1 protein-coding gene is annotated in these 336 nt (G+C 31.8%); it reads left to right on the top strand.

Annotation, left to right across the window (positions count from 1 at the left end):
* Window positions 1–313: EF0163 family protein (locus AB3I00_RS14770; RefSeq protein ID WP_368025636.1), on the top strand; the 313-nt coding region annotated here is incomplete at its 5' end.
* Between the last annotated feature and the right edge of the window lie 23 nt (window positions 314–336).

Below are 336 nucleotides of genomic sequence, written 5' to 3'. Positions count from 1 at the left end.
AATTGATTTATTGAAATGTATCGGAAATGGTTTTGCCAATTTTTCTAACATTAGTGAAAGAAATGAGAAACTACGACCATTTGTGACGGAAGAGTGTGCGAAAGAAAATGGGTTAGATTTTGAATCAGCTTGTCAATTGCCTTCAAGTGGCAAGATTAAGGAAATATACATGCCATTAGAAAAAGAAAATCATTATGCATTAGTTTTAGATTGTGTGCAAAATGGCGCACCTGTAAAATTGTTGATTTTAGTTGAAATTACAGGTGACAAAGTTTCGCATATTGATTATAACGATGTACGAGAATCGTATTAATATTTTTGGAAGGAGGAATAAAA

Origin of the sequence: Enterococcus sp. C76, from assembly GCF_040886985.1 — a bacterium.
Classification (GTDB): domain Bacteria; phylum Bacillota; class Bacilli; order Lactobacillales; family Enterococcaceae; genus Enterococcus_B; species Enterococcus_B lactis.
Note: the sequence above shows the minus strand (reverse complement) of the source record. Positions and strands in the feature narration are given on the sequence as shown.